This window comes from Megamonas sp. (assembly GCF_986095205.1).
Window position 1 is genome coordinate 56,810 of sequence record NZ_CFQVBI010000056.1, and the last position, 26,835, is coordinate 83,644.

30 protein-coding genes are annotated in these 26,835 nt (G+C 33.5%); 25 read left to right on the top strand and 5 right to left on the bottom strand.

Features of this window, described 5'->3' with window-relative positions; translation table 11 throughout:
* Nucleotides 1-95 precede the first annotated feature (95 nt).
* The 12 genes from AC5LAX_RS08185 to rnc all read left to right on the top strand — a co-directional run bounded on the left by AC5LAX_RS08185 (nucleotide 96) and on the right by rnc (nucleotide 9,635).
* Nucleotides 96-599: a YceD family protein gene (locus AC5LAX_RS08185; RefSeq protein ID WP_008538628.1), complete on the top strand. Its 504-nt coding sequence runs from the start codon at nucleotides 96-98 to the stop codon at nucleotides 597-599.
* Nucleotides 600-653: 54 nt separating this feature from the next.
* On the top strand, nucleotides 654-833 hold the full coding sequence (gene rpmF, locus AC5LAX_RS08190; RefSeq protein WP_008538627.1) for a 50S ribosomal protein L32: 180 nt from the start codon (nucleotides 654-656) through the stop codon (nucleotides 831-833).
* 233 nt (nucleotides 834-1,066) lie between these two features.
* Nucleotides 1,067-1,642, top strand: coding sequence for a transcription factor FapR (fapR, locus tag AC5LAX_RS08195; protein ID WP_008538625.1), 576 nt, complete (start codon nucleotides 1,067-1,069; stop codon nucleotides 1,640-1,642).
* Entirely contained in the window at nucleotides 1,639-2,673 is a 1,035-nt protein-coding gene (plsX, locus tag AC5LAX_RS08200) for a phosphate acyltransferase PlsX (RefSeq protein WP_288909577.1), read from the top strand. The genes fapR and plsX overlap by 4 nt, the downstream gene beginning before the upstream one ends.
* Nucleotides 2,654-3,658, top strand: a complete 1,005-nt coding sequence (locus AC5LAX_RS08205; protein ID WP_008538623.1) for a beta-ketoacyl-ACP synthase III — start codon at nucleotides 2,654-2,656, stop codon at nucleotides 3,656-3,658. Before plsX ends, AC5LAX_RS08205 begins: the two co-directional genes overlap by 20 nt.
* A gap of 3 nt (nucleotides 3,659-3,661) precedes the next feature.
* Nucleotides 3,662-4,609 (top strand): enoyl-[acyl-carrier-protein] reductase FabK, encoded by a 948-nt coding sequence (gene fabK, locus AC5LAX_RS08210; RefSeq protein ID WP_115151118.1) that lies wholly within the window; start codon nucleotides 3,662-3,664, stop codon nucleotides 4,607-4,609.
* 42 nt (nucleotides 4,610-4,651) lie between these two features.
* The gene (fabD, locus tag AC5LAX_RS08215; RefSeq protein WP_115151119.1) at nucleotides 4,652-5,596 is read left to right on the top strand and encodes an ACP S-malonyltransferase; all 945 of its coding nucleotides are present in this window, start codon (nucleotides 4,652-4,654) and stop codon (nucleotides 5,594-5,596) included.
* A gap of 1 nt (nucleotide 5,597) precedes the next feature.
* Entirely contained in the window at nucleotides 5,598-6,341 is a 744-nt protein-coding gene (gene fabG / locus AC5LAX_RS08220) for a 3-oxoacyl-[acyl-carrier-protein] reductase (RefSeq protein WP_008538620.1), read from the top strand.
* Nucleotides 6,342-6,389: 48 nt separating this feature from the next.
* Nucleotides 6,390-6,620, top strand: a complete 231-nt coding sequence (locus AC5LAX_RS08225) for an acyl carrier protein (protein ID WP_008538619.1) — start codon at nucleotides 6,390-6,392, stop codon at nucleotides 6,618-6,620.
* An 87-nt stretch (nucleotides 6,621-6,707) separates the two neighbouring features.
* A complete protein-coding gene (locus tag AC5LAX_RS08230; RefSeq protein ID WP_008538618.1) occupies nucleotides 6,708-7,652 on the top strand; it encodes an NAD(P)H-dependent flavin oxidoreductase in 945 nt (314 codons plus the stop codon).
* A gap of 16 nt (nucleotides 7,653-7,668) precedes the next feature.
* Nucleotides 7,669-8,910, top strand: coding sequence for a beta-ketoacyl-ACP synthase II (gene fabF, locus AC5LAX_RS08235; protein WP_008538617.1), 1,242 nt, complete (start codon nucleotides 7,669-7,671; stop codon nucleotides 8,908-8,910).
* 14 nt (nucleotides 8,911-8,924) lie between these two features.
* Complete coding sequence (rnc, locus tag AC5LAX_RS08240; RefSeq protein ID WP_018999059.1) at nucleotides 8,925-9,635, top strand: ribonuclease III; 711 nt, start codon at nucleotides 8,925-8,927, stop codon at nucleotides 9,633-9,635.
* A gap of 178 nt (nucleotides 9,636-9,813) precedes the next feature.
* Here rnc and AC5LAX_RS08245 read toward each other — a convergent pair whose 3' ends face one another.
* The 3 genes from AC5LAX_RS08245 to AC5LAX_RS08255 all read right to left on the bottom strand — a co-directional run bounded on the left by AC5LAX_RS08245 (nucleotide 9,814) and on the right by AC5LAX_RS08255 (nucleotide 11,080).
* Entirely contained in the window at nucleotides 9,814-10,125 is a 312-nt protein-coding gene (locus tag AC5LAX_RS08245; RefSeq protein WP_288909576.1) for a MarR family winged helix-turn-helix transcriptional regulator, read from the bottom strand.
* Between the two features lie 100 nt (nucleotides 10,126-10,225).
* Nucleotides 10,226-10,717 (bottom strand): MBL fold metallo-hydrolase, encoded by a 492-nt coding sequence (locus AC5LAX_RS08250; RefSeq protein WP_288909575.1) that lies wholly within the window; start codon nucleotides 10,715-10,717, stop codon nucleotides 10,226-10,228.
* Nucleotides 10,718-10,744: 27 nt separating this feature from the next.
* Nucleotides 10,745-11,080, bottom strand: coding sequence for an MBL fold metallo-hydrolase (locus AC5LAX_RS08255; protein WP_288909574.1), 336 nt, complete (start codon nucleotides 11,078-11,080; stop codon nucleotides 10,745-10,747).
* A 241-nt stretch (nucleotides 11,081-11,321) separates the two neighbouring features.
* On the opposite strand from AC5LAX_RS08255, the gene rplU reads away from it, so the two are divergent.
* From rplU to AC5LAX_RS08300, 9 genes are all read left to right on the top strand, one after another.
* Nucleotides 11,322-11,633, top strand: a complete 312-nt coding sequence (gene rplU, locus AC5LAX_RS08260; RefSeq protein WP_008538612.1) for a 50S ribosomal protein L21 — start codon at nucleotides 11,322-11,324, stop codon at nucleotides 11,631-11,633.
* Nucleotides 11,633-11,953, top strand: coding sequence for a ribosomal-processing cysteine protease Prp (locus tag AC5LAX_RS08265; RefSeq protein WP_008538611.1), 321 nt, complete (start codon nucleotides 11,633-11,635; stop codon nucleotides 11,951-11,953). Before rplU ends, AC5LAX_RS08265 begins: the two co-directional genes overlap by 1 nt.
* Nucleotides 11,954-11,959: 6 nt before the next feature.
* A complete protein-coding gene (rpmA, locus tag AC5LAX_RS08270) occupies nucleotides 11,960-12,238 on the top strand; it encodes a 50S ribosomal protein L27 (RefSeq protein ID WP_008538610.1) in 279 nt (92 codons plus the stop codon).
* 280 nt (nucleotides 12,239-12,518) lie between these two features.
* On the top strand, nucleotides 12,519-13,586 hold the full coding sequence (locus AC5LAX_RS08275; RefSeq protein WP_015562741.1) for a branched-chain amino acid aminotransferase: 1,068 nt from the start codon (nucleotides 12,519-12,521) through the stop codon (nucleotides 13,584-13,586).
* A gap of 201 nt (nucleotides 13,587-13,787) precedes the next feature.
* Nucleotides 13,788-14,252 carry a Fur family transcriptional regulator gene (locus tag AC5LAX_RS08280; protein WP_181805614.1) on the top strand — a complete coding sequence of 155 codons (465 nt, stop codon included), beginning with the start codon at nucleotides 13,788-13,790 and terminating at the stop codon, nucleotides 14,250-14,252.
* Nucleotides 14,249-15,739 (top strand): coproporphyrinogen dehydrogenase HemZ, encoded by a 1,491-nt coding sequence (hemZ, locus tag AC5LAX_RS08285; RefSeq protein ID WP_075555249.1) that lies wholly within the window; start codon nucleotides 14,249-14,251, stop codon nucleotides 15,737-15,739. The genes AC5LAX_RS08280 and hemZ overlap by 4 nt, the downstream gene beginning before the upstream one ends.
* A 24-nt stretch (nucleotides 15,740-15,763) precedes the next feature.
* Nucleotides 15,764-17,026 (top strand): histidine--tRNA ligase, encoded by a 1,263-nt coding sequence (gene hisS / locus AC5LAX_RS08290; RefSeq protein WP_288909573.1) that lies wholly within the window; start codon nucleotides 15,764-15,766, stop codon nucleotides 17,024-17,026.
* A gap of 22 nt (nucleotides 17,027-17,048) precedes the next feature.
* Nucleotides 17,049-18,851: an aspartate--tRNA ligase gene (aspS, locus tag AC5LAX_RS08295; RefSeq protein ID WP_015562740.1), complete on the top strand. Its 1,803-nt coding sequence runs from the start codon at nucleotides 17,049-17,051 to the stop codon at nucleotides 18,849-18,851.
* A gap of 130 nt (nucleotides 18,852-18,981) precedes the next feature.
* The gene (locus AC5LAX_RS08300) at nucleotides 18,982-19,818 is read left to right on the top strand and encodes a YitT family protein (RefSeq protein WP_018999054.1); all 837 of its coding nucleotides are present in this window, start codon (nucleotides 18,982-18,984) and stop codon (nucleotides 19,816-19,818) included.
* A 106-nt stretch (nucleotides 19,819-19,924) separates the two neighbouring features.
* On the opposite strand, the gene AC5LAX_RS08305 is transcribed toward AC5LAX_RS08300, so the two are convergent.
* The gene (locus AC5LAX_RS08305; RefSeq protein ID WP_117585233.1) at nucleotides 19,925-21,079 is read right to left on the bottom strand and encodes a TAT (twin-arginine translocation) pathway signal sequence; all 1,155 of its coding nucleotides are present in this window, start codon (nucleotides 21,077-21,079) and stop codon (nucleotides 19,925-19,927) included.
* 171 nt (nucleotides 21,080-21,250) lie between these two features.
* Nucleotides 21,251-21,730 carry a copper amine oxidase N-terminal domain-containing protein gene (locus tag AC5LAX_RS08310; RefSeq protein WP_288909572.1) on the bottom strand — a complete coding sequence of 160 codons (480 nt, stop codon included), beginning with the start codon at nucleotides 21,728-21,730 and terminating at the stop codon, nucleotides 21,251-21,253.
* Between the two features lie 202 nt (nucleotides 21,731-21,932).
* Here AC5LAX_RS08310 and recG point away from each other — a divergent pair, with 202 nt between their 5' ends.
* The 4 genes from recG (at nucleotide 21,933) to AC5LAX_RS08330 (ending at nucleotide 26,706) form a co-directional block, all read left to right on the top strand.
* Entirely contained in the window at nucleotides 21,933-24,014 is a 2,082-nt protein-coding gene (recG, locus tag AC5LAX_RS08315; protein ID WP_288909571.1) for an ATP-dependent DNA helicase RecG, read from the top strand.
* A 44-nt stretch (nucleotides 24,015-24,058) separates the two neighbouring features.
* Nucleotides 24,059-24,745, top strand: a complete 687-nt coding sequence (locus AC5LAX_RS08320; RefSeq protein ID WP_008538580.1) for a TVP38/TMEM64 family protein — start codon at nucleotides 24,059-24,061, stop codon at nucleotides 24,743-24,745.
* Nucleotides 24,746-24,847: 102 nt separating this feature from the next.
* Nucleotides 24,848-25,642: a 4-hydroxy-tetrahydrodipicolinate reductase gene (gene dapB / locus AC5LAX_RS08325; protein ID WP_008538578.1), complete on the top strand. Its 795-nt coding sequence runs from the start codon at nucleotides 24,848-24,850 to the stop codon at nucleotides 25,640-25,642.
* Nucleotides 25,643-25,668: 26 nt separating this feature from the next.
* Nucleotides 25,669-26,706 carry an aspartate-semialdehyde dehydrogenase gene (locus AC5LAX_RS08330; RefSeq protein ID WP_091693938.1) on the top strand — a complete coding sequence of 346 codons (1,038 nt, stop codon included), beginning with the start codon at nucleotides 25,669-25,671 and terminating at the stop codon, nucleotides 26,704-26,706.
* Nucleotides 26,707-26,835 lie beyond the last annotated feature (129 nt).

Genomic DNA, 26,835 nt, shown 5'->3' on the forward strand with positions numbered 1-26,835 from the left:
ATTTTAGCATAGAAGTAAAATTTTTCCTAAAAATTTTACTTGGATTGTTTGACAAAATATATAGCTACGGCTATAATGAATTGAGGTTGATTGCAATGATGAAAATAAATGTATCGGAAATAGCTGAACAAATTGGTCATGAAAAGGCTTTTAGTTTTGATGCAAAACCCGAAGACATTGGGCCACTTTTAGATGATTGTAAATTAGAAGGTCCCATCATGGTCAAAGGAACCGCAACTAATACTGGTACTTGTTTTCGCTTAGAGGGAAAGATTTTTTGCACTATTTCAGAGATTTGTGATAGATGCTTAGAATATTTCCAGACAAAAAGTGAATATTCTTTTGCGGAAGAATATACAAGAGATGAAGAATTTGCAAAAATTAAAGAGATAAATCATTTTGACGGCGATATTATTAATATCGGCGATTTAGTGCGTGATATTATAATTTCTGCTCAGCCGACAAAACATTTATGTTCCAAAGATTGCAAAGGATTATGTAGTGTATGCGGTGCTAATTTGAATAAAACCGAATGCGGTTGCAATAGGGAAAGTATTGACCCAAGACTTGCAGCTTTGCAGGATTTATTGAAAAAATAGGTAAAAGCAATTTAGCTTGAAGAACCTTTAGTTATTTAAGGAGGTGTGTAGTAAATGGCAGTACCTAAGCGTAAAATGTCAAAAGCTCGTCGTGACAGACGTCGTGCTAACTGGAAATTAGAAGCTCCTGGTTATGTTGCATGCCCTCAGTGTCATGAACCAAAAATGCCTCATCATGTTTGCACTGAATGTGGTTATTATGATGGTAAAGAAGTTATCGCTTCTGCAGAATAATTTTCTGGAGCGAATTAGTATGCTCCCTTTATAGATATAGTGATATTAAATTTCTCTATCTATAAAGGGAGCATATTTTATTTTATAGTAAAAATAAATGTATTTTTGAGTTGGATTTTATCTTGTATAGTCAATTAGTTAAGGGAAATTATACTTGCCAATTAGAAAAAAAGTTTGTATAATAACCAATTGTAACTGATTATATTATCTGGTACTAAAAGTTGGTGTGAAGGATGACACGTGAAAAAAAGCGAATAAGACAAAGTCTATTAATAGATTATGTGAAATCCAAACCCTTCTTTACGGATGAGGAATTGGCAAAACTTTTGAATGTTAGTATACAGACTATTAGGTTAGACCGTTTAGAGCTAGGTATACCAGAGCTTAGAGAGCGAGTAAAACAATTAGCTGAAGCTACGCAGAAAAAAGTTAAATCTATTAGTAGTAGTGAAGTTTCTGGGGAACTATTAGAATTAGAATTGGGAAAATCAGGCATTTCGCTAATGAATATCACTGAAGATATGGTTTTTGAAAAAACTAAAATAGCAAAAGGTGCATATATGTTTGCACAGGCAAATTCATTAGCATTAGCATTGATTGATGCTCCCATGGCGGTAACAGGTGTTGCTAATATAAAATATAAAGCTCCAGTTCGTGTTGGCGATAAATTAATCGCTAAAGCAGAGTTAAAACACAAACGAGGAAATAAATTCTTTGTTTGGGTGAAAATTAAAAATGTTACAGAAGAAGTTTTTAGAGCAAAATTTATTCTTGTTTCATTAGAAGATAATGGAGGATCCGAGGTATGAAAATTGCAGTAGATGCTATGGGCGGAGATTTTGCACCTAAAGAGATTGTAGCAGGTGCAATACTTGCAGCTAAACGCTATGATTGTGAAATTGTACTAGTCGGTGATCAAACTCAAATTCAAAAAGAGTTAGATAAAAATTATCCAGAATGGAGAAAAAGTACCATCTCCATTCATCATGCTAGTGATGTAGTGGGCATGGGTGAACACCCTGGAGTAGCGGTGCGTAGAAAAAAAGATTCTTCTATCGTTGTAGCTACTCGTTTAGTAAAAGAAGGCAAATGTGATGCTGTATTATCTGCAGGCAATACAGGTGCAGCAGCAGCATCAGCGTTATTTATTTTAGGCAGAATAAAGGGAATTGATAGACCTTCAATTGCTACACCTATACCTACAGGAAAAGGTAGCGTTACTTTATTGTTAGATTCAGGTGCAAATGTAGATTGTAAACCAAAACATCTTTGCCAAAGTGCATTGATGGGGTCAATCTATGCTAAATGTATGCTAGGATTAGAAAATCCAGCTGTAGGTTTATTAAATATTGGTGAAGAAGCAACTAAAGGCAATGAACAAGCTCAAGCGACATATCCTATGTTAAAAAGCATGAAAACTATTAATTTCAAAGGAAATGCTGAAGGTCGAGATATACCAACAGGTCAATTTGATGTGGTAGTTTGCGATGGATTTGTAGGAAATGTTGTTTTAAAATTTGCTGAAGGTTTAGCAAAAACTTTAGTTAGTTTAGCTAAAGATGCTATAAATAAAGGTGGTATATTAGCTAAATTAGGAGCATTAATGTTAATGCCTGCCTTAAAAAAATTAGGAAAAGATATAGATGTTTCTGAATATGGTGGAGCTCCTTTACTAGGAGTAAATGGTTGTTGTATAATATCTCATGGTAGTTCTAATGCAAAAGCTATTTGTAGCGCTATTAGACAAGCTAGTGAATTTGTACAAAAAGATATAATAACTCAAATTCGAGACAATATAGACAAGGAGGAGATTTGGAGCCATGACACTGAAGTTAAATAGTGCAGGCATTATTGGAATAGGATATCATGTTCCAGAAAAAATCCTCACTAATGCAGATATTGAAAAATTAGTAGATACTAATGACGAATGGATAACAGAACGTACAGGTATCAAAGAAAGACGTATTTCTGCAAAAGATGAGCCAACATCAGAATTAGCGTATAAAGCTGCTATTAAAGCTTTAGAAGATGCGAAAGTATCTGCTGAAGAATTAGATATGATAATAGTAGCGACAATCTCTGCCGATTGTAATACCCCATCAACAGCATGTATTTTGCAAGAAAAATTGGGAGCTAAAAATGCAGCAGCTTTTGATTTATCTGCGGCATGTTCTGGTTTTGTTTATGGGTCTGCAATTGCAACACAGTTTATTGAAACTGGTGTTTATAAAAAAGTATTAGTTGTAGGTGCTGAAACATTATCTAAATTTGTAAATTGGCACGACAGAAATACTTGTATCATCTTTGCTGATGGAGCAGGTGCTGCTGTATTTGGTGAAGTTGAACAAGGTTATGGTATGTTATCTTTTGATTTGGGTGCTGATGGAAGTGGCGCTACCACTATTGAAATTCCAGGTGGGGGAAGTAAACATCCAGCAGACCAAGAATCTATAGATAATCATATGCATTGCTTGCATATGAACGGAAAAGAAACATTCCGCTTTGCTGTAAAAGCAATGGGTTCTACAGTAATGAAATCTTTAGAACGTGCTGGATTACAAAAAGAAGATATTGATTATTTAATTCCGCATCAAGCAAATATTCGTATTATTGAATCTGCAGCAAAACGTTTGCATTTACCAATGGATAAAGTATTTGTAAATATAGAAAAATATGGGAATGCATCAGCGGCATCTATTCCAATTGCGATGGCTGAAGCTTATCAATCTGGAAAATTGAAAAAAGGCGAAATCATAGCTCTTTCTGGTTTTGGTGCAGGTCTTACATGGGCATCTTGCATTATGAAATGGGCTAAGGAGGACTAAACAATGTTCGAAAATAATCCTATCTGTAAATTATTAAATATTAAATATCCAATTTTTCAAGGTGGTATGGCTTGGCTTGGTACAGCTGAATTAGCAGCTGCAGTATCTAATGCTGGTGGTCTTGGAATAATTGGTGCTGGACATATGCCTCCTGATCTTTTAAGAGCTGAAATTCAAAAAGTAAAACAATGGACAGACAAACCATTTGGTGTAAATATCATGCTTATGTCTCCATTTGTTAAAGAAGTTATTCAAGTAGTGCTTGATGAACGAGTACCAGTTGTAACAACAGGGGCAGGAAATCCTGGTGAATATATACCTGCATTTAAAGAAATTGGTACTAAAGTAATACCAGTTGTTGCATCAGTCGCACTTGCAAAACGTTTAGTTCGTACTGGCGTTGATGCACTCATTGCCGAAGGAACAGAAAGTGGCGGACATGTAGGTGAAATCACTACAATGACCCTTGTGCCTCAAGTTGTAGATGCAGTAGATATCCCAGTTATTGCAGCTGGTGGTATAGCTGATGCTCGTGGCATGATGGCAGCATTTGCTCTTGGTGCTCAGGGCGTACAAATGGGGTCAAGATTTGTAGTTTCTAGTGAATGTATCGCTCACGAAAATTATAAAAAATTAGTTTTACGTGCAAAAGACCGTTCTACTGTTGTAACAGGTCGTTCTACAGGGCACCCTGTACGCGTTATAGCTAATAAATTAACTCGTAAATTTGATGAATTAGAAAAAGCAAATGCACCAGTTGAAGAAATTGAAAAATTAGGTGCAGGTGGATTAAATCTTGCAGCAAGAAAAGGCGATGTAGAAATGGGTTCTGTAATGATTGGGCAGATTGCAGGTATGTTAAACGAAATAAAACCTGTTCAAGAAATTATAGATGATATCGTAAATAATCTTGCTAAAGTGATGGAAAACACACAAAACATTTGCAAATAAATAATAAATTTATAAAAATAATGGCGAAAGGGTGATTACTAAATGAGTAAACTCGCATTTTTATTTCCAGGACAAGGTTCTCAAGTAGTGGGAATGGGTAAAGATTTTTATGACAAATATGATATTGCGAAAAAGTTATTTAAAGAAGCTGATGAAGCACTTGGTTACTCCATCATGGACATGTGCTTTAACGGACCAGCAGAAGATTTAAAACTTACAGCAAATACTCAACCTGCTATTTTAACTATGAGCGTTATTTGTAACGAATTATTAAAAGAAAACGGAATTGCTCCAGAAATCGTAGGCGGTCATAGTTTAGGTGAATACTCTGCACTTGTAGCAGCAGGCTCTTTAAAATTTGCAGATGCAGTATATCTTGTTCATAAACGTGGTATGTACATGCAAGAAGCTGTTCCTGTTGGTGAAGGCGGAATGGCAGCTGTAATTGGTCTTGATCGTGATAAAATTGTAGAAATTTGTGAACAAGTAAGTGCAAGCACTGCTTTAGTACAGGCTGTAAACTTCAACTGCCCAGGTCAGATTGTAATTGCAGGTACTGCTAAAGGTGTAGAAAAAGCTAGTGAAGAAATGACAAAAGCTGGTGCAAAAAAATGTGTTATTTTACCAGTTAGTGCACCATTCCATAGTAAATTAATGGAACCTGCAGCTGAAAAACTTGCTGTAGAACTTGATAAAGTTGTTGTATCTGATGCTACTATTCCAGTAGTAACAAATGTTACAGCTGAAGCTTTAACAAAAGCAGAAGATATCAAAGTAAGTCTTGTAAAACAAGCTGCAAGCCCTGTAAAATGGGAAGATTGTATCGCAACAATGAAAGATTTTGGTGCTGATACTTATGTTGAAGTAGGTCCAGGTAAAGTTTTATGTGGATTTAATAAACGTATTGACCGTAAATTGAAATCTTTAAACGTAGAAAATATAGAATCTCTTGAAAAAACTCTTGACTATTTCAAGGAGGTTCGATAATATGCTTTTAGATGGTAAGGTTGCGTTAGTAACAGGAGCATCTCGTGGAATTGGTCGTGCAGTTGCTATTGAACTTGCAAAGGAAGGTGCTACTGTAGCTATCAATTATGCAGGAAATGTGGCTGCTGCTGAAGAAGTAAAGAATATAATTACTGATATGGGCGGCAAAGCTATGATTGTTCAAGCTGACGTTAGTGATGAACAGGCTGCTAGTGAAATGGTAGAAAAAGTAATAGCTGAATTTGGACAGATTGATATTTTAGTAAATAATGCGGGTATAACTCGTGATGGTTTATTCATTCGTATGAAATCTCAGGATTGGAATGCTGTTATTAATACAAATTTAACAGGTATTTTTAACTGTACAAAAGTAGCAGCAAAATATATGATGAAAAAACGTTCTGGAAAAATTATCAATATGACTTCTGTTTCTGGTATAATGGGAAATATAGGTCAGACAAATTATTCTGCTGCTAAAGCTGGTGTAATTGGTTTTACAAAATCTTTAGCTCGTGAAATGGCTAGTCGTGGTATTACCGTTAACGCTGTAGCTCCTGGTTTTATTGCTACTGATATGACAGCAGCTATGCCAGAAAAAGCACAGGCTCAAGTAGTGGGTTCTATTCCACTTGGCAAAATGGGTCAGCCAGAAGATATTGCAAATGCAGTGGTATTTTTGGCATCTGATAAGGCTTCATATATTACAGGACAGGTTGTCAATGTAGATGGCGGTATGGTAATGTAATAATGAATAAATAAATAAAAGGTTATTCTGAGGAGGAGGTGACGAGGAATGGCTACTTTTGATAAAGTAAGAGATATCGTTGTTGATCAGTTAGGCGTTGAAGCTGATGAAGTTAATATCGATTCTACTTTCATCGACGATTTAGGTGCAGATTCTCTTGATATTGTTGAATTAATCATGGCTTTTGAAGAAGAATTCGGTATTGAAATTCCTGACGAAGCTGCTGAAAAAATTAAAACAGTTCAGGATGTTGTATCCTATATAGACCAAAATAAATAATTTTAGCGTTTCCTTAGAAAAGTCCCGTGGTTACTCCACGGGACTTTCTAAAGATAATAGAAGAAAAGCGGATTGGAGGAGTTATTTTTGAAACTTCCTGAATTAAAAATTGGCAATAAAATTGCAAAAGTACCTATTATTCAGGGGGGCATGGCTGTTAGATTATCAACAGCAAGACTTGCAGCTGCTGTCGCTAATGAAGGCGGCATTGGCTTGATTGCTGCATCTGGTATGCCTACTGATGAATTAAGGTATGAAATTCGCTTGGCGCGATCTTTAACGTCTGGAATTATTGGTATTAACATCATGGTTGCAGCTAGAGGTTTTAGTGAAATTGTAAAAACTGCTATCGAAGAAGGTATTGACCTTGTAGTAGCTGGTGCAGGATTTTCCCGCGATATGTTTGGTCTTGGACAAGAATCTGGTACACCAATCGTACCGATTGTTTCATCTGTTAAATTAGCGAAAATATCCCAACGTCTTGGCGCTGCTGCTATTGTGGTTGAAGGAAAAGAAGCTGGCGGACATTTAGGAACTAGTACATCTATACGTGAATTAATTCCTGATATCGCAAAAGCTGTGGATATTCCTGTTGTTGCAGCAGGCGGAGTGCTTTCCGGTCAAGACATTGTTGATCTTATAAAGATGGGCGCAAGTGGTGTACAAATGGGTTCACGCTTTGCTGCCAGTGAAGAATCCAATGCAGCTCCGGCTTTAAAAAGATTTTATTTAAAATCTAAACCGGACGACATTGTAGTTATACACAGCCCAGTAGGTCTTCCAGGACGTGCTGTAAGAAATCCATTTGCAGATAAAATAATGGTAGGCCCAGTTCCTCCAAAAGGATGTAAAGCATGTTTAAAGAGCTGTAAACATAATTTCTGTATAATTGATTCATTGATTCGTGCAGAACAGGGAGACGTAGAAAATGGTCTGGTATTTACAGGCGAATATATACACAGAATCAAAGAAATATTGCCAGTTAGAGAGATAATTTCTAGAATAAAATCGGAAGTTGCGGCAATAGATTAAATGAGAGGTGTTTGTTTTGACAAATAGAGTAGTTATTACTGGTTTAGGAGCAATTTCCCCTATTGGTATTGGTAAAGATGCTTTTTGGCAAGGTCTTCTTGCAGGTAAAAGCGGTATAGATAAAATTACACATTTTGACGCTAGTGATTTTAAAGCTCAGATTGCAGCAGAAGTAAAAGATTTTAATGCTGCTGATTTTATCGATAGAAAAGAAGCAAAACGCATGGATAGATATACTCAATTTGCTATTGCAGCAACTAAACTTGCGTTTGAAGATGCAAATATGGATTTATCTAAAGAAGATAAAGAACGTATTGGCGTATTTATTGGTAGTGGTATTGGTGGTATTGAAACATTACATGATCAATACAATACTATATTCACTAAAGGTCCAGGTCGTGTAAGTCCTTTCTGCGTGCCTATGATGATTAGTAATATGGCAGCAGGCATGACTTCTATTACATTTGGTCTTCAAGGTCCTAGCGTTTGCCCTGTAACAGCTTGTGCAACTGGTACAAATGCTATTGGTGATGCTATGCGTGTTATTCAGCGCGGTGAAGCAGATGTAATGGTTGCTGGTGGTACAGAAGCTTGTATTTCTCCACTTCCAGTAGCAGGTTTTGCTTCCATGAAAGCTCTTTGCACAGACATGAACGACAATCCACAAAAAGCTTCTCGTCCATTTGATAAAAACCGTAGTGGTTTTATCATGGGTGAAGGTGCTGGTATTGTTATTTTAGAAAGCTATGAACATGCAGTAGCTCGTGGTGCTGAAATTTATGCTGAGCTCGCAGGTTATGCTTCAACTTCTGATGCTTATCATATGACTAGCCCAGATCCAGAAGCAAAACAGTCTGCTCGTTGTTTCACAAATGTAGTAAAAGATGCAGGTCTTGAATTAACAGATATTGATTATATCAATGCTCATGGTACATCTACTCCATTGAATGAAAGAACTGAAACAGCAGCTATTAAACGTGCTTTTGGTGATCATGCGTATAAATTATCTATCAGCTCTATTAAATCCATGATAGGACACCTTCTCGGTGCTGCTGGTGGTATTGAATGTATCGCTACAGCTTTAGCTGTTAAAAATGATATTATGCCTGCTACAATCAACTATGAAACTCCAGATGAAGAATTAGATTTGGATTATGTACCAAATGTTGCTAGAGAAAGAGTTATCAATGCAGCTATTTCTGATTCTTTAGGTTTTGGCGGTCATAATGCAGCTATTTTATTGAAAAAACTTAAGTAAATCAGGTTTTATAAATGAATTTATCAGAAAAACGCAAACAAAAATTAGGGGAATTAGTCGTTAGATTAGGTGTCAAGTTCAATGATTTAAATTTATTAAATCAAGCTTTGACACATACCTCGTATGCTAATGAGGCTAAAGACCATAGTCTTCATAATGAGCGTTTGGAGTTTTTAGGTGATGCTGTTTTAGAATTAGCTTCTAGCACATATTTATTTAAAACTTTTACGCAAATGCCTGAAGGTGAAATGACAAAAGCTCGTGCCTCTGTTGTTTGTGAGACAAGTTTAGCGAAACTTGCTATGAATTTAAATGTTGGGCAATATTTGTTATTGGGTAAAGGCGAACGCTTAACTGGTGGAGAACATAGGCCATCAATTTTAGCAGATGCTTTTGAGTCAATTATTGGAGCTATTTATTTAGACCAAGGTTGGCAGACTGCCTACGAATATGTGCTTGATAAATTAAATGAAGAATTTATTGCTGTAAAATATGGATATAATTTAAAAGATTATAAGACTATTTTGCAAGAAGTAGTGCAGGCAAAAGGACAACATGTTGAGTACAAATTATTGGCAGAAACAGGTCCAGACCATGCAAAAACTTTTGAATTTGCTGTAGTTGTTGATAAAAAAATTGATGGCAAAGGAAAAGGCACTACTAAAAAAGAAGCTGAACAACATGCAGCTTATGAAGCATTAAAAAAATATGGTATAGAGAAATAAAAAAAGGTTAAGACAGATGATGAGACATACTCATTTGTCTTAACCTTTTTTATTTGATGGTAAATATTTTATTTTGAAGAAGATGAAAAATTTTTTTCAATTTTAGATAATAATAAAATATTTTCTTCTTTAGTTAAGCTTTTTTCTACATCAGAAATTACAGAAATATCTACTTCATTTAAAGTATCAATAAGCTCGATACCTTTATTTGTTGTAGATAAAAAAACGCTCTTTTATCGTTAGGATTGGGAGCTCTTTTAATTAAAGATTTTTGTTCTAATTTGTCGACAAGAACTTTTACATTATTAGGGTCTTTTTGGATAATATCAGCTAATTTTTTTTGAGATATATTTTTATTAATGTGAATTTGATTTAATACTACCCATTGCTCTGGAGTAATATTATATGGGGAAAATTTATGTGTCAAATTTTGATGAATTTTTCTAGCTATGGTACAAATTGTATATCCTAAAGATTTTTCGAGAAACATTAAAATAACACCTCAAGTTTAAAATATATTTTATTGTAACATAAAATGTAAAGGTGAAGATAGATAAAGGAGTCTAAGATATTTAGTAATATTTAGATATTTATTTTATAGAATTAGCGATAGCTCTATCTATTTCTAAAGATAAGTTATTGAGATAATTATCAATGCCTTTTTGACCTAGATAGAATGGATTATTTTCTATGGAAGTAGAATTTACTACATTATTTAATTTAGCATAACCGTTATCAGCGAATAAATGAGCAGTAGTTTCAACAACTACATTATTATCATGACAATATTGAGCAAAATGTTCTAGGGAAGATTTATATTGGACTTTGTTTTCCATAGATTTAGGAATACCTGTGCCACCCCATTGAGCAGCCATATAAGTTTTACTTTGAGTTTTTACAGGGAAGATAAAAGAAACACAACCAGGAGAATGACCAGAAGTGGATACGACAGTAACAGTAGTATCACCTAAGGTAATTTGTTGTCCGTCTGTTAAAAATTCATCTACAGTACATTTTGGTGAACGAGAACCATTTGCTCCATCAAAAGTATTATTCATATAATAAAAATCAGTATTGCTCATAAAGATTTTAGCATTATATTTATTTTTTTAGTATTGTGCTCCACCATAGTGGTCACCGTGCCCATGAGATATTAAGATATCATCAATGATTAATTGGGCGTCGTTATTATCCCATATTGAATCTATGAGTATGATTCCATCAGAAGTTTGCAATGCCCAAACTATAACGCTTTTTGTGCCTATACAATAATGATTGTCAAAAACTTTTGTAGATGTTAGAGGAGTATTATCAAATAATTCACTAGGTAAATTAGGTGGTGGGGCTGTTTGCAATTTATCTTGTGCATAAGCAACATTAGATAATAAAATACAACAGCAAAAGAGTGTAAATAAAATATTTTTTGCTTTGGCAATATAATACATAAAAAATCCTCCTTTATAATAGTACGTATACGTATAAAATTATATTAGTATGTATACGTATTATTAAATAAATAATAATTTTATTTATTTAATAATTTTATTGACATTATTAGTTTAAATATGATAGAATTTCAAGATGTAAGCCTTAAGAAATTAAGGTTTCCCAACCGCACAAAAAGGTTTATAAATAGTCTTTGACTAACCGTAATTGGCGAGTATTAATTAAGGTAGGTGTAATTGAATGTACGCTATTTTCCAGACAGGCGGAAAACAGTATCGTGTTTCCGAAGGTGACGTTATCACTGTTGAAAAAATCGCAGCTAATGAAGGCGATGTTGTAACTTTTGATCAGGTTTTAACTGTTGTTAATGATGCAGATGTTAAAGTTGGTACTCCAGTTGTTGAAGGTGCTAAAATCACTGCAAAAGTTGAAAAACAAGATAAAGCTAGAAAAATCTTAGTTTTCAAATACAAAGCTAAATCCAACTATCGTCGTCGTCAGGGTCATCGTCAGCCTTTCACTAAATTAACTATTGAAAAAATCGAAGCATAATGATAAAAATATCTGTAATGCGTCAAGATGATGATAAAGTCATCGGTCTTTTAGTAGAAGGACATGCAGGAGCAGGCGCATATGGTCAAGATATTGTATGTGCTGGGATTTCTGCATTGGCTCAGTCAGTTATTTTAGGTTTGGCAAAACATTTACATCGTGAAATAAATTATGATGTAAAGCCCGGATATTTAAGTGTGGCTCTGAAAGATAAAGCTGATGATTTAACAGAAGCTGTCTTTGCTGTAGCTGTACTTGGTTTTGCGGAAATAGAGAAATCTAATCCAAAAAACGTTTCTGTTCTAAATATCAGGAGGTGAATTTGAATGTTCAATTTTGATTTACAGCTTTTCGCTCATAAAAAAGGTGTTAGTAGTACTCGTAACGGTCGTGATAGCGAATCTAAACGTCTTGGCGTTAAAGAACATGCTGGTACTATCGTTACTGCAGGTAGCATTTTAGTTCGTCAGAGAGGTACTCATTTCCATCCAGGTGCTAACGTAGGCATCGGTAAAGATGATACTTTATTCGCTAAAATTGCTGGTCGTGTTGCTTTCGAACGTAAAGGTCGTTACAACCGTCAAATCAGTGTATATGCTGAATAATTAAGAAATAAAGTCGTAGCCTTTTATTAAAAGGTTACGGCTTTTTTGTTTTACAATGATGAAATTTATTAGATTTTCTATTTTACATTATTGGCGAAGTTTAAATAAAATAAATATTAGTTTATCCTTGTTATAATAATTTATTAAGCTATAAAGATAGAATAATCAACATAAAAAGTTATTTTATTAGTAAAAAATATGTAAATATGTAAACTTTTTTCTTGACTATGTAATAGATAAGTTGTACAATGAATACACTATCAATTAGGGAGATGTAATTATGGTTAAATTTGTTGAAACAAAAACATTAAAAGAAAAAGTTGATGTTTCCACTATTGGTTTTGGAACACATTTTACAGATTATATGTTTGAAATGACTTATGATGAAGGTCAAGGCTGGCATGATGCTCAGATTGTACCTTACGAAGAAATAAAAGTTAGCCCAGCAAATGCAACACTTCATTATGGTCAGGCTATTTTTGAAGGTATGAAAGCTTTCCGTCAGGGCAAAGATGTAGTTATTTTCCGTACTAAAGACCATTTAAATCGTTTAAATAATTCAGCTCGTATTCTTGATATTCCACCAATTGATGTTGATTTAGTATATGATGCTCTTCATCAATTAATCACTATTGAAAAAGATTGGGTGCCAAATAAAAAAGGTCAGAGCCTTTATATTCGTCCATTCATCTTTGCAGATGACCCATTCTTAGGTGTTAGCGTATCTAAAAGATATAAATTCTATATCATTCTTTCTCCAGTAGCTGCTTACTATGCACATGGATTTGCTCCAGTAAAAATCATGGTAGAAGATACATATGTTCGTGCAACAAAAGGTGGTTTAGGTGAAGCAAAAACTCCAGCTAACTATGCAGCAAGCCTCCATGCAGGTCTTGAAGCTCACAAAAATGGTTATGACCAAGTATTGTGGTTAGATGGTGTACATCGTAAATACATCGGTGAAGTTGGTTCTATGAACATTTTATTCAAAATTGATGGTAAAATCGTAACTCCTGCTTTAGATGGTACTATTTTAAATGGTATCACAAGAAGAACTGTTCTTGCTGTAGCTAAAGAATGGGGCATGGAAGTAGAAGAACGTCCTATTACTATTGATGAATTAGTAGAAGACTACGAAAATGGTAAATTAGAAGAAGTATTCGGTTCTGGTACAGCAGCTGTAATTTCCCCTGTTGGTGTACTCGGCTATAAAGATAAAGTAATGACTATCAATGATGGTAAAATTGGACCATTTGCTCAAAAAATGTTCAATTATATCACAGGACTTCAAAGCGGTGAAGAAAAAGATATTCATGGCTTCATTGATAAAGTAACAACTGTAGATTAATTTAATTAAGAATATAAGAGAAAGCTCTCGAGAGATTATTTTTTCGGGAGCTTTTTTGTTTTTAATTTGTTAGATAATACTTTAGTTGAAAGCTTTTTTGAGAAAATGGTATAATAATCATAATAAAAACTTTGTAATATAAGTATATTTTTGCTAAAATATATATATTTGAAACTAACAGAGATAAAAGGAGGGTTTTTAGTGCCTGTAAAAATAACTATGGAGGATTTAAAGCAAAAATTAGCGGGTCCTCAATATAAATTAACTCCTCAAAGAAAAATAGTATTGCAGATTTTTTTAGATAGACCTAGTCAGCACTTAAGTGCAGAAGATGTGCATTTTATCTTAAAAGAACAAAAATGCGAAATTGGTTTAGCTACAGTATATCGTAGCTTAGAATTATTAAGTGACTTAAATATTTTAAACTATCTTGATTTTGGTGATGGTTGCCGTCGTTATGAATTAAATGATGCAAGTCCTAATGAACATCAACACCATCATTTAATTTGTATAGAATGTGGCAAAGTCTTAGAATTCACAGATGACCTTTTGGGTAATCTCGAAGAAAAAATAGAAGATACATGCAAATTCAAAATTGTAGATCATCAGTTAAAATTCTTTGGTTATTGTGAAGATTGTCAGAAAAAGCGTGAAATGAAATCGTGAAAATAAAAACATTTTATTTAAATAGTACAAAAGAAATTATTGTAAAGATAGTAAAAGAGATTTTAGTATTATTTAAAGTAGAAATAAATGATGCAGATGATACTATTTTTGATTACGATGAATTGAAAATAGAGAATATATATGATGATGTGGCTTTAAATGGTGTAAAAACAGTCTTGACTTTGCGTAAAGATGAAAAATTATGGACTTATACAAGACAAAGCTTTTTACATGATGATGAAAGTGTAAAAGCAGGGACTAATCGTTTAATTAAATTAAATTTATATCATATCTTTTGCGAAGATTTACAAGCTAAAAAAGCTCCTTGGGGAATACTTCATGGAGTTAGACCAACAAAAATCGTACACCGTTTAATGGAGCAAGGATTAGACCGTCAAGGTGTGATAGGACGTTTACAAGGTGATTATGAGGTACAAATAGATAAAGCAAATCTAATCACAGATATTGCTTATTTACAATTACCTTTTTTAGCAAAAGCAAATGACCCAAAACTCATCAGTGTTTATGTGGGAATTCCATTTTGCCCATCACGTTGTTTATATTGCTCTTTTCCTTCAAGTATATTGCCAAGTAGCGAGATGACTCGCAAATATTTGCAGACTTTAAATTATGAAATTACTAAAATTAAAGCTTTAATAGAACAATATGATTTTAAAGTACAAAGTATTTATGTAGGTGGAGGCACTCCTACAAGTTTAAATGAAAATGATTTTGATGATTTATTATCTTTAGTGGCTAAATCATTTAAAGGCGATTATGTTGAAGAGTTCACTGTGGAAGCAGGCAGACCTGATTCTTTAAGTCTTGAAAAAGCAAAATCCATAGTAAAATATGGTGCAGATAGAGTTAGTGTAAATCCACAGACAATGCAAGATAGAACATTATCTTTAATTGGTAGAAAACATACTTCAGCAGATATTTTGCGTGCATTTAAACAAGTGCGTCAAGCTGGTATAAAGCATGTGAATACTGATTTAATCATTGGACTTCCTGGAGAAGATATAAAAGATGCTCAAGATACGATTAATAAAGTAATTGATTTAGCTCCAGATGATATAACTTTGCATGCTTTGGCACTAAAAAAAGGTTCAGAATTAAAGCTTATAAGAGATAATATTGTTTTGCCTGATGATGAAACGGTTCAAGCTATGGCTAAGATAATGACAACTGCTATTGATGAATATGGTTTAATTCCATATTATATTTATCGTCAAGGATATATGAGTGGTCAATTAGAAAATGTAGGTTATAGCAAAAAGGGTCAAGAGGGCATTTATAATATTCAAATAATGGGTGAACGCCAGACTATTTTAGGTGTTGGCGGTGCAGCAACTAGTAAGATTACTTATCCAGGTAAGAGATTACAAACATCATTTAATGCAAAAGATTTATATACTTATTTAAATAGTATAGATAAATATATTGAACGCCGAGCAATGCTTTTAAAAGAAGCTTATGGCGATTAAAAATATGTAGAGGTGATATTTTATATGTTGACAAAAGCTCCTCGTGGAACGAAAGACATACTTCCAGATAAAGTAGGAAATTGGTTATATCTTGAAAATTTAATTAGAAAATTATGCGGTCAATATGGTTACCGTGAAATCAGAACACCTATTTTTGAGCATACTGAATTATTTCAACGTGGTATTGGTGAAACTACTGATGTTGTAGAAAAAGAAATGTATACTTTTACAGATAGAGGTAATAGAAGTATTACTCTTCGTCCTGAAAATACAGCAGCAGCAGTACGCTCTTACTTAGAAAATAAATTATATGCAGATACAAATTTATGCAAATTATTCTACATCGGTTCAATGTTTAGATATGACCGCCCACAAGCTGGTCGTTATCGTGAATTCCATCAGTTTGGTGTAGAAGCTTTAGGTGAAGCAAATCCAGCAGTTGATGCTGAAATCATTTCTTTAGCTGTACAGTTCCTAAAAGATTTAGGGCTTAAAGATATAAAATTATTATTAAACTCTGTAGGTTGTCCAAAATGTAGACCTGTATATCGTCAAAGATTACAAGAATTTTTCAAACCTGTAATTGATGAGATGTGTGATGATTGTAAATCTCGTTATGATAGAAATCCAATGCGTCTTTTAGATTGCAAAAATGAAAAATGTAAAGAATTGGCGCAAGACGCTCCTGCTATTACTGATTGTCTTTGCGATGAATGTAATGATCATTTCCATAAAGTACAAGAATTCTTAACAGCTGCTGGTATAGAATTTGAATTAGACCCAGGTCTTGTACGTGGTCTTGATTATTATACTAAGACTGCATTTGAATTAAAATATGTACCACTTGGTGCTCAATCTGCCGTTTTAGGTGGTGGACGCTATGATGGTCTTATTGAAGAATGTGGCGGTAAATCTACACCTGCTGTAGGTTTTGCTACAGGTCTTGAAAGAGTATTGCTCGCTCTTGAAATGCAGAATTTATTACCTGAAACTAATTATGATACAGATGTATTTATTGTAGCTTTAGGTGATACTGTACAGGCAAAAGCCTTTGAATTTTTAGCTAATTTGCGTAGAGGTGGATTTAAAGCTGCTATGGACTTTGCAGGACGTAGCATGAAAGCTCAAATGAAACAAGCAAATAAAGCTAATGCAAAATTCACTATTATCTTAGGTGAAGATGAATTGCAAGCAAATTCTGTTGTACTTAAAAATATGAATGAAAGTACACAAGAAACAATCTCTATAGATGAATTGCTTAATAAACTCACTACATTAACAAAATAATTATTGAGGTGGAATTAGTAAAATGGAAACAATGGAAGGTATGAAAAGAACTCACCATTGTGGTGAACTTCGTGCCACAAACGAAGGTCAAGAAGTAGTATTATGCGGTTGGGTATCTCACCGTCGTGACCATGGTGGACTTATTTTTATTGATTTACGTGATAGAAGTGGCCTTGTTCAGCTCGTTTTTGCTGAAGATAAAATTGGTGCAGACCAATTTCCAAAAGCAGAATCTCTTCGTTCTGAATTCGTAGTAGCTGTACGTGGTAAAGTTTCTTTACGTGATAAAGAAACAATAAATCCAAATATGGAAACTGGCGAAATTGAAATTTATGCTGAAGAATTACGTATTTTAAATAAAGCATTAACTCCTCCATTCTATATTCAAGATGGTATTGATGTTGATGAAAACGTTCGTTTAAAATATCGTTATTTAGACCTTCGCCGTCCTGAAATGCAAAAAAATATCATGCTTCGTCATCGCGTTACAAAATTAATGCGTGATTACTTTGATGAACATGGTTTCTTAGAAATTGAAACACCAATGCTTACAAAGAGTACTCCAGAAGGTGCACGTGACTATTTAGTTCCTAGCCGTGTAAATCCTGGTAAATTCTATGCATTACCACAATCTCCACAGATTTTCAAACAGTTATTAATGGTAGCTGGCTATGAAAAATATTTCCAAATCGTACGTTGCTTCCGTGATGAAGACTTACGTGCTGACCGTCAGCCAGAATTCACTCAGCTTGATATTGAGATGTCCTTCGTTGACCAAGATTATATCTTAAATTTAATGGAAGGTTTAGTATCTGGCTTATTTGAAAAAACTATCGGTGAAAAAGTACAGACTCCATTCTTACGTATGACTTGGGACGAAGCTATGGAAAGATATGGTTCTGATAAACCAGATATCCGTTTTGGTATGGAACTCATGGATATTTCCGAATACGTTAAAGGCTCTGACTTTAAAGTATTTAAATCTGTACTTGATAATGGCGGACAGGTTAAAGTTATCAAAGTTGATGGCTATGCAAATATTCCTCGCCGTGAACTTGATGGTCTTGTAGAATATGCTCAAAGATATGGTGCAAAAGGTTTAGCATGGATTCAGTACACTGAAACAGAAATCAAATCTCCATTCAAAAAATTCTACAGTGAAGAAACATTCCAGAAAATTAAAGAAGCAACTAATGCTCAAACAGGCGATTTATTACTCGTAGTTGCAGATAAACCACTTGTAGTAGCTCAAGCTCTTGGCGAATTACGTCTTGAAATGGGCCGTCGTCGTGGTCTTATTAACGAAAATGAATATAAATTCCTTTGGGTTGTTGACTTCCCTATGTTTGAATATGATGAAGAAAACAAACGTTGGAAAGCTATGCATCATCCATTCACAGCACCACGTGATGAAGATGTACAATATCTCACAACTGACCCAGGTCGTGTAAAAGCAAAAGCATATGATATGGTATTAAATGGTGTAGAAATCGGTGGCGGTAGCCTTCGTATTTACAACAGCGATACTCAAGAAAAAGTATTTGAAGCAATCGGCTTAACTCCAGAACAAGCTCATGAAAAATTCGGCTTTATGCTTGATGCCTTCAAATATGGTACTCCTCCACATGGCGGACTTGCATTTGGTCTTGACCGTATGGTTATGCTCATGGCTAAACGTAATTCTATTCGTGATGTTATTCCATTCCCTAAAACTCAAAGTGCTGGTTGCTTGATGACACAAGCTCCTTCTGAAGTTGATGCAAAACAGTTACGTGAACTTTCTATTCGTACTGCTGTAGCTCCTAAGAAAAAAGCTGAAAACTAATTAGATAAATTAAAAAGAATGAATAATTTTAGCGATTAGCGAATTATTTATGATTAAAGAACAGACAATTTTGGTCTGTTCTTTTTTCTTTATATAATATTTTTATTATGAAATGATAGGAGGGTTTTTAATGTTAAATCATGCTATGCGTTATGTAATAATTATTATTGGGTGTTTACTGGCTGCCGCTGCTTATAATTTATTTTTAATACCGATGAATTTTTTATCTGGTGGTTTAGCAGGGATTGCCTTTATCTTGTATTATTTATTTAATTTGCCGATTGGGATAATGAACTTTTTGTTAAATATTCCTATTTTATATATTGCTTATCGTTATTTTGGCAGATTGTATTTTTTTGATACAATTTTAGGCACAATTTTATTTTCTGTTGCTTTGGATTTAACAGCTTTTTTAAACGCTTATCCACCATTATCAGAGCCTATGTTATGTGCTATTGTAGGAGGCGTTATCTCAGGTATTGGATTTGGTCTGATTTTTCGCAGTAATTGTAATACAGGCGGTGTAGATGTAATAGCAGCACTGATTAAAAAATTATATTCATATAATGTCGGAACGATGGTATTTGTTTTAGACTGTTTGATTATTTTATCTAGTGTATGGTTATTTGATTATAATATTGCAGTATACACTTTTATTTGTATGTATTTAGGTGGTGTACTCACCAATAAGATGATTGATGGTTTTAATATGCGAAAATCCATCATGATAATTACAGAAAAACCAGAAGCGATAGCAGATGCGATTATGATTGAATTAGATAGAGGAGTTACTTTTCTTTATGGACAGGGTGCATATACTAAAAATAATCGTAAAGTTATTTATGTAGTGATTACTATGCGACAGGTGAGTAGAATAAAAGAGCTAACTTTGGATATAGACAAAAATGCTTTCTTTATTATTTCTGATGCAAGAGAAGTAACTGGAGAAGGCTTTTCACATCACTGATAATTTTAGATAAAGAAAATAGCCATAACTCTAAGGGTTAAAGAGTTATGGCTTTTATATAAATGACAATAAGAGGAGTCATTGGGATAGGTAAGATTTTAATATTTTATTTTAAAACTATTTGATGAACAAGATTGCGTACATCTTCAAGACCATTTTGAGCCATGAGATTATGCAAATACATAAATGAAACTTGTGCACCAATATAATTTCTAAAATCATTGAATAATTTACCATTTAAATCTTTATCGGAGAAATTGTAATCAGTTTTAGCAATTTCTTTGAGATAAATTACTGTGTTTTTAGCAACAATACCACTTAATACCCAGTCATGGTCGCCTAAGTGGACAATATAACCTTCTTGATGTTGTGGTGTAGGTAATTTATCTCCAGATTTATCAAGTAAACCGTATTTTACAGGATTTTTTTGAGCAATAATACTTGCTGCTTTAATCCAGTTAACTACACTTTCTTCGTCTTTATCACTGCCAGGGTGATTATGAGCACAAGCTTGAGCGACAATTTCTTCAGCAGGTAAATTGCGATAAATTGCTTCAACAAGTCCTAAAATATGATGTGCTCCTGTACCTGCAATGGAGTATTCAGGAAGACAAGTTCCATCTTCATTCCACTGGAATACCCATGGTTTAGCTAAATCATGTAAAGCTTGAGCAGAAAGTACAATATCAGTATTTACAGCATAACCAAAGATTAATTTATAAGTATTGACTACGCCTTCAGAAATAGATAAATTGGCTGCTGTATGTGTTGGAAGTCCTCCAGGATAAGAATGATGGCTAGCATAGCCACTGCCTGGAGCAGAAATGAAATCTTGTGGATTTTTATTAGATTTTAGTGGTGGAAATAATTGTTCTGGGCTGATGATGGAAGCATCAATCAAGCCTTTATTAGCAAGTTCATTGTAAATATTAGTTACATCTGTAGAAGATGTGTATAATTGCATAAATTTAGGACGTGTATCTTTGATTAAATCTAATGTTTGTTGACGAAGTTTATTATCTGTTATTTTTTCCACACTAGAGATTATGTAATCATAAGCATTATTGACGAGCTGTGAGTTAAGTGGTGCTTTTGTAGCTGGTGGTAAGTCAGATAATTTAATTGGATTTATTTTAAAATTAGAAGGTGTTATTTTTTGAGCGAAAGCTTTATGATTTAAGCCTGTTAAATCGAAAAGTGCAGCTCCAGCTAAAACGCCAGCACCTAATTTAAAGAAATTACGACGAGACAAATTTTGCATATATCAACATTCCAATCTGCTAACGGTTGAGCAATATTTTTAAGTTGATTTTAGTATATATAGTGAATGTATAATTTTAATTTAGCTTTAGCTAAATCTAGGTAAATAATTTGCAAAAAATAGATAAAAAAGCATTAAGAATATAAAATATATATCTTAATGCTTTTTAATTTATTCAATAGTATTTAAAAGGATTTGATGATTATTATAAATCAAGCTTTCTGGATTATTTCCTTGTAAAATGCGGAAAAGTTCTGCTGGAATGTATAATTTATCATTGATGAGCAGTGGCCCAGAACCAAGGGAGATAGGTGCAGTCATGCCAAGGGCAATAGTGCTTTGAGCAGTGTATAAATCTTGACCAATTTTTACAGTAGATTTCATATTTTTACTGTTAATAGTGGCTGTCTGTTCGTCGCTGTCCCAAGATATAGTGAAGCCTAAATTTTTGCAGACATCACGAGCTGGCACTAATGTGCAATCATTAATTATAATAGGGTAAGAATTGATTTTAGTACCATTGACGATTATTTCATCTTGTTGGGTTTGTGTACTTTCTTGATTAGTAGAAGTGGCTTCTACAGGTAGAATATAGGTAAATATGGCTAAAGCAAAAAAAGATAGAAGTAATAAGCGAGAAATTAATTTCATTAAATCACCTTCTGATTTTTGTAGATTGTAAAATTTATTTTAGATTGGAGATAAATTGTTAATACATCTCAAATACATATTAGAGCATAATTAAGTTTAAAATCAATTACAAAAAAATTAAAATAAGATTAAAATTAAGTTAAAGCAGTCTATATTTAGATATGTTATAATTAAAATTAATTTTTATAGATAGGTGTAATAAATGGATATACGAGAAAATATACAGTTTTTAAAAGGTGTAGGTCCTAAAAAAGCACAGGCTTTAAAAAAATTAGGCATTGAAAATATATATGATTTAATCACATATTATCCTCGTCGTTATGAAGACCAAAGTCAAATTGTTCCTATCGGCAGAATAAAAGTCGGTGAAGTGGTAAATATTCAAGGTAAAATTATGGCTATGGCAGAAAAAAATACAAGGCGAGGTTTAAAATTATTAACGATTATGTTAGCTGATGATACAGGTGTTGTTCAGCTTAATTTTTTTAATCAAGATTATCTAAAAAAGAAATTAAAGGTACAAAAAAGTAGTTTATTTGTACATGGTAAAGTGGGCTATGCCTATGGTGGATATGGTCAACTTGCTATAAGTCAGATTATTTCTTTTGACGTTATAAATAACGATAATATAGATAGTGAAGAAAATATTAACCTTTGTGCTTTTATGCCCATATATACAATTCCAGATTATATAAAACCAAAGGATTTTCGCAATCTAATAGAACAAGCCTGCGCTCAAGATATTTTGGTAAAAGATGTAGTACCAAATTTTATTCGTGAAAAATACGATTTATGGGATAAACAAACAGCTATAAAGAAAATACATTTTCCTCATACAAGACAAGAATTAGAAAAAGCAAAGAAGAGTTTAATTTTCGAAGAATTATTTTTAATTCAAGCAGGTTTATTACTGTTGAAAAAGCAACATCAGGTAAAAAATAAAGGCATAAAATTTTTATCTAATAGTGAATTAGTGAAAACAGTAAAAAATAATTTGCCATTTAATTTAACAGCAGAACAAGAAAAAGTTTGGCAAGAAATCTGCTTAGATATGCAAAAAGATGTGCAAATGCAACGCTTAGTACAAGGTGATGTAGGTTCAGGGAAAACAGTAATAGCTATACTTTCTTTAGTAAAAGCTATTGAAAATGGATACCAAGGCGCTTTGATGGCACCGACGGAAATTTTGGCATTGCAACATTATGGTAAGATAAAAGAATTATTAGAGCCATTGAATATACATGTAGGTTTATTAACTGGTAGTTTGAAAGTTAAGGAAAAAAGACAGATATTAGAAGGCTTAGCTGATGGCACTATAGATTTAGTCATTGGTACACATGCTTTGATACAAGATAATGTCATATTCAAAAATTTAGGTTTAGTAGTAACTGATGAGCAACATCGTTTCGGTGTAAATCAAAGAGCAAAATTAGAAGGAAAAGGAGAAGATTTTTTACCAGATGTATTGGTGATGACAGCGACACCTATTCCTAGAACGATGACACTTACAGTATATGGTGATTTAGATGTTTCTTTTATCAAGGAATTACCACCAGGAAGAAAACCTATAAGAACTTTTGTGCGTATGCCAGATAGAAGAAATTTAATTTATAAATTTGTAAAAGATGAAGTAGCCAAAGGAAGACAAGCTTATATAGTTTGTCCTTTGATTGAAGAAAGTGAAAATAGTGATGCTGTTTCTGTAGAAATGATATATGATGAACTTACATCAGGTTATTTATATGGTTTAAATTGTGCCTTGCTTCATGGTAAATTAAAACCGAAAGAAAAAGAAGATTTATTACAGGGATTTTTGTCAGGAAAAATAGATGTATTAGTATCAACTACAGTAATTGAAGTTGGTGTAAATGTGCCAAATGCTAGTATCATGGTGATTGAAGGTGCTGAACGCTTTGGGCTTGCTCAGCTTCATCAGCTTCGTGGTCGTATTGGTAGAGGTGAATATGCTTCATATTGTATTTTGATTAATCGTGGCAAGAATGCAAATTCTCTAGAGCGATTGCATCTCATGGAAAAAATCTCTGATGGTTTTGTTTTAGCTGAAGAAGATTTGCGATTACGTGGACCAGGGCAATTTTTTGGTTCAATGCAACATGGTTTACCTGATTTAAAAATTGCAGATGTATTAAATGATGTAAATGTCTTAGTCAATGCAAGGGTAGAAGCTCAAAGAGCTATTGATTATGGCATAGATAAAAAAGTGTTAAATGAGATATTAGAATTACAATATAAACATAGATTTTTAAAGATTTCTGATGTGTAAATATCTTATAGATAAATTTTGAGATAAAGAAGGGATATAAGTTAATGAAAGAGTCTACGATAAAAATAATCACGGTCTTAATGTTAGTGGCGATATTAGTTGTTATTTATATTTTAAATCCTAGTTTTTATAGTGATTTTTGGCGTGTAGCTACAAGTGGTAGTATGCAAGAAACAATGGATTATATCGCTTCATTCGGTATATGGGCGATGGTATTTAGCTTTTTATTAGATGTGTTGATAAATGCTTTAGGATTTTTGCCGTCAATATTTGTATCAACAGCAAATGGCTTGCTTTTTGGCATAGTGCCGGGAATTATTTTATCATGGCTTGCTGAAACGACAGGCGTTATTATTTCTTTTATTTTGATGAGGACTATTTTGCGTTCTTCAGCAGAAAAATTAATTGCTAAATCTAAATATCTGAAAAAAGCAGATGAATTCAGTGGCAAAAATGGATTTAAAATAATGTTAATCTTACGTGCTATGCCATATTTTCCTTCTGGAATATTGACTGCACTTGGTGCTGTTAGTCGCATTAGTTTAAAAGATTATGCTTTGGCAAATTTGATTGGAAAGTTTCCCTCTACTGCACTTGAAGTAGTAATAGGTCATGATGTAGTTAACTATAAAAATAACTTAGACCGTTTAATGATTGTAATAGTGTTAGTATGTATTATTTATGGTGCAATATGGTACTATAACAGGAGAAAAGAGAGAAAAACAGCATAAAAAAGTCCATATTTAAGATTAAATCTATTGATTTTAAAGTCTTTTCCCATTATAATATTGTTCATAGTTAAAATCGTATAATTTACTAGGAGATGAATTATTTTGATTAAAGTTATTGTAAATGGTGCTTGCGGTCGTATGGGTAGTACCGTAGTTGATGCTGTAATGAAAGATAGTGAATTAAAGCTTGTTGGAGCTGTAGATATAGTTGGTGGTATGGACGCTGGTGATAAAGCTGGTTGTGGAAAAACTGGTGTTATTGTATCCACTGATTTAGAAGCTACTATTAAAGAAACAAATCCAGATGTTATGGTAGATTTTACTCAGCCATCTGTAGTATTTAATACTGCAAGTATCGCTATTAAAAATCATGTTCGTCCTGTAATTGGTACAACTGGACTCACTGATGAACAAAAAGCTCAATTAGATGCTTTAGGAAAAGAAAATAATACACCTTGCTTTATTGCAGCTAATTTTGCTATCGGTGCTGTGCTTATGATGAAAATGGCTTGCGAAGCAGCAAAATATATGCCAGATGTAGAAATCATTGAACTTCATCATGATAATAAACTTGATGCTCCATCAGGAACAGCTCTTGTTACTGCTGAAATGATTAAACAAGTTCGTGAAAGCCATAAACAAGGTCATGAAAATGAAAAAGAAAAATTAGCTGGTGCTAGAGGGGCAGAGTATGATGGTATGAGAATTCATAGTGTACGTCTTCCAGGTTATGTAGCTCATCAGGAAGTTATTTTTGGTGGCTTAGGACAGACTTTGACTATTCGTCATGATTCTATTGACCGTACTTCTTTCATGCCAGGTGTTGTACTTGCTTGTAAAAAAATCATGGGTCTTAATGCAGGACTTACTTGCAATTTAGATAATATTATGGACTAATTATTAATATTGGATAGGTGATATAAATGAAAAAATATAATGTGGCGATTTTAGGGGCAACAGGTGCCGTAGGTCAAGAATTTTTAAATCTTATTGAAGAAAGAAATTTCCCTTTTAATGAATTAAAATTATTAGCATCTCATCGTTCTGCTGGTAAAAAAATTCAATTCATGGGTAAAGAATATACAGTAGAAGAAGCAACACATGATTCTTTTGAAAATGTGGATATTGCTCTTTTTGCTGGCGGTGCTGCAAGTAAAACATTTGCTCCATCTGCTGTAAAAGCTGGTGCAGTAGTAATTGATAATTCCAGTGCATTCCGCATGGATCCAGAAGTTCCACTCGTTGTTCCAGAAGTAAATCCACAGGCTATTGCTCGTCATAAAGGTATTATTGCAAATCCAAATTGTTCCACTATCATCATGGTAATGGCTTTAAAACCAATTTATGATTTAGCAAGAATTAAACGTATTGTAGTATCTACTTATCAGGCTGTTTCTGGTGGCGGTAAAGAAGCTATGGCAGAACTTGAAGACCAGGTACAAGCTATTGTAGAAGGTAAAGAAGTAGTAGCTAATATTTTACCAGGTGCTTCTCTTCCAAAACATTATCAGATTGCATTTAACTTAATTCCACAGATTGATGTGTTCCAAGATAATCTTTACACTAAAGAAGAAATGAAAATGATCAATGAAACACATAAAATCTTAGAAGATAATGAAATCGGTATTACAGCAACAACAGTTCGTGTACCTGTATATCGTAGCCATGCTGAATCTGTTAACGTAGAACTTGAAAAAGAAGTAAGTTTAGATGCTATCAAAGAAGCTTTGGCAAAATTTGATGGTGTAACAGTTCAAGATGATCCAGCAGAAATGGAATATCCAATGCCTCTTATGACATCTGGCAAAGATGATGTTTATGTAGGACGTATCCGCAAGGATTATTCTGTAGCTAATGCTGTAAACTTATGGCTTTGTGGTGACCAGATTAGAAAAGGTGCAGCATTAAATGCACTTCAAATCGCTGAATACATGATTAAGAACGATATGTTAGAAAAATAATATATAGTTATAAATAAAAAGCAGTTTATGGATATAAAATATTCGTGATATGCACCCAAAATATTGGACATATTAATTAAGCTACTAATTGAGACTTAGTTCTGTATTCTACGGGACTAAGTCCTTTTA